Source organism: Ferruginibacter sp., from assembly GCF_031430955.1.
In the GTDB taxonomy this organism is placed as follows: Bacteria; Bacteroidota; Bacteroidia; order Chitinophagales; family Chitinophagaceae; genus Ferruginibacter.
On record NZ_JANPCM010000577.1, the window covers coordinates 1 to 2,765 of the forward strand.

Here is a 2,765-nt window from a genome sequence, read left to right on the forward strand (position 1 = left end):
AAAATCTAAATCTTTTCCAAAACTTTCTTTGGTAAAATATAAAGCTGACAAAGAAATTATCATTACACCAATGCCAATTATCCAGGCAGCTTTTATATAACCAATATTTTCGTAGCTCCTCAGGTAACTAAAAATTAAAAACAGCAAAGGCGTAAAGCCTCTTACAAAATTTGTTATGGATGTAGATGCTGAAGCCCTTAAATTAGTACCAAACTGCTCTGCACTGGTAATAATATACAAAACCGAAATGCCCGAACCAAAACCTAAACCTGAGCAAATAAAATAAAACCACTCTGGCGAGCTATTGTGTTGTGTAAAGAAAAGAATAATAAAAAAAATAAACACACCATAAAAAAAGTACAGGGCCTTTTTTCGGCTTTTTAATTTCTGGCTTATTAATCCTGCTGATATATCGCCAAGGCCCAGGCCAATGTATTGAAACAAAATTGCATTACCCGGTGTAACGCCACTAATGCCCATCTGCTTTGCAAATTCATCTGCAAAAAAATAAGTATCCCAATGCAATACCAAACCGGCATACCAATAAGCATTCCTTTTGCGTATTTAAAAAACCTTTCTTTGTTGGTGAAAAATTGTAAATAATTGCCCCGCTGCAGCTTTGTTTTTTCTAAGGAAGAAAACATGGTACTTTCTGCAACCGATACCCGTAAAGCCAGCAATACTAAACCAATGCCACCGCCAATAAAATAAAGTGTGCGCCAGTCTGTAACAACTTTCGACAGCAGCGCCGCAGTAATACCGCCGAGCACACCGCATGTGGCAATTATTGTTCCTGCCAAACCTCTTTTTTCTTTGGGTAAAATTTCTGCGGTTAATGTAATCCCTGCACCCAGTTCGCCAGCCAGACCAACGCCTGCAATAAACCTTATAATGATATAGGTATTTATATCCTGCACAAAACCATTAGCAATATTGGCAATGGAATATAGTAAGATGGAGCCGAATAAAACTTTTAGTCTGCCAAATTTGTCACCAATAATGCCCCAGGCAATTCCTCCAATCACCATTCCAATTAATTGTATGCTTATGGTTAATTCTCCTTTCGATAATATTTCGGCAGGCGCTAAACCCAACTCTGCAAAACTGCTTTTACGTACTATGCCAAACAACAACAGATCAAAAATATCAACAAAAAAACCAAGAGCAGCAACAATTACAGGAAGCGATAGCAGGCCGTATTCTTTTTTAGTCATGCAGATAAGTTATGGAAGCAAAAAATTGTAAGACCAAATTTAAGCAGAAATACTCTCCCTCATCCGTTTTAAAAATAAATGCAAACTGTTCATAGTCTTTACATCTTCTACCACAAGAATCCCATTTTTGCCCACCTGTTTTAGTTTGGCTTTATTAGTGCCTTTTTGCAAAAATTGTAAAATGGCGTTAAAGGTTTCACTGGTAAAATACGGACTGTCGGGGTTGCTTACAAAAAAACATTTTAAGGTTTCATTCTTTAAAAACATTTTTTCAAAACCTAATTCCACTGCTAATTTTCTGCACCGCACTGTAGTAAATAAATCTTCTACCTGCGGTGGTATGGGCCCAAAGCGGTCGGTCATTGCTGCATGAAAATCTTCTAAATCTTTTTCGTTCTCACAATTATCTAATCTTGAGTACAGAGAAAGTCTTTCAGTAATACTTTCTACATAACTGTCGGGAATAAGAATTTCCAGATCAGTATCAATGCTGCAATCGCTAACAAAATCATCCTGCTGCTGAATTTCTTCTTTGTATAATGCTGCAAACTCGGTGCGTTTTAATTCCCGGATGGCTTCGTCTAAAATTTTTTGATACATTTCAAAACCAATCTCTGCAATAAATCCGCTTTGCTCGCCACCCAGCATGTTGCCAGCACCACGTATATCAAGGTCTCTCATGGCAATTTGAAAACCACTGCCCAAATCGCTGTACTGTTCTAAAGTTGATAAACGTTTTCTGCTGTCGGGAGGGAGCGTACTCATTGGCGGCGCCAGCAAATAACAAAATGCTTTTTTATTACTTCTTCCCACACGGCCTCTTAGTTGATGCAGATCACTCAATCCAAATTGATGTGCATTATTTACAATGATGGTATTTACATTCGGGATATCCACGCCGCTTTCTACAATATTGGTGCACACCAGTACATCATATTTTTTATCCATAAAGTCCAGGATAGTATCCTCCAGTTCGTCCCCATCCATTTGCCCATGGGCATAAGCAATACTAATATCGGGGCAAAGTCCCTGTATCAATCCTTTCATTTCGGCAAGGCCATTAACCCTGTTATGTATAAAGAAAACCTGCCCGCCTCTTTCCGTTTCGTAATAAATAATATCACGGATGGCATTTTCATTAAATACCATTACTTCGGTTTGTATGGGCTGCCGGTTTGGCGGTGGTGTGTTAATTATACTAAGGTCCCGTGCACCCATCAAACTAAACTGTAAAGTTCTTGGGATTGGGGTGGCCGTTAGTGTAAGCGAATCAACCGTTGCCCTTATTTGTTTTAATTTTTCTTTAGCAGCTACACCAAATTTTTGTTCCTCATCAATTATCATTACACCCAAATCCTTAAACTTAACATCTTTACTCAGCAATGCATGTGTGCCGATGATAATGTCAATTTTCCCTTCGGCTAATTTTGCAAGTGTTTCTTTTTTTTCTTTAGAAGATTTAAAGCGGTTGATAAAATCTACTGTTACCGGAAAATCTTTTAAGCGTTCGCCAAAAGTTTTATAATGTTGATACGCAAGAATAGTTGTAGG

3 protein-coding genes are annotated in these 2,765 nt (G+C 38.0%); all 3 read right to left on the minus strand.

Annotation, left to right across the window (positions count from 1 at the left end):
* Nucleotides 1-480: MFS transporter (locus ACY65O_RS16470; protein ID WP_462221958.1), on the minus strand; the 480-nt coding region annotated here is incomplete at its 3' end.
* Nucleotides 396-1,214, minus strand: a complete 819-nt coding sequence (locus ACY65O_RS16475) for an MFS transporter (RefSeq protein WP_462221956.1) — start codon at nt 1,212-1,214, stop codon at nt 396-398. The genes ACY65O_RS16470 and ACY65O_RS16475, both read right to left, overlap by 85 nt.
* Before the next feature lie 39 nt (nt 1,215-1,253).
* The coding region (locus ACY65O_RS16480) for a TRCF domain-containing protein (RefSeq protein WP_462221957.1) at nt 1,254-2,765 on the minus strand (1,512 nt) is incomplete at its 5' end.

Bases quoted from the DNA above. Each gene is read 5' to 3' on its own strand.
- ACY65O_RS16475 (WP_462221956.1), bottom strand. From the start codon at position 1,214: ATGACTAAAAAAGAATACGGCCTGCTATCGCTTCCTGTAATTGTTGCT.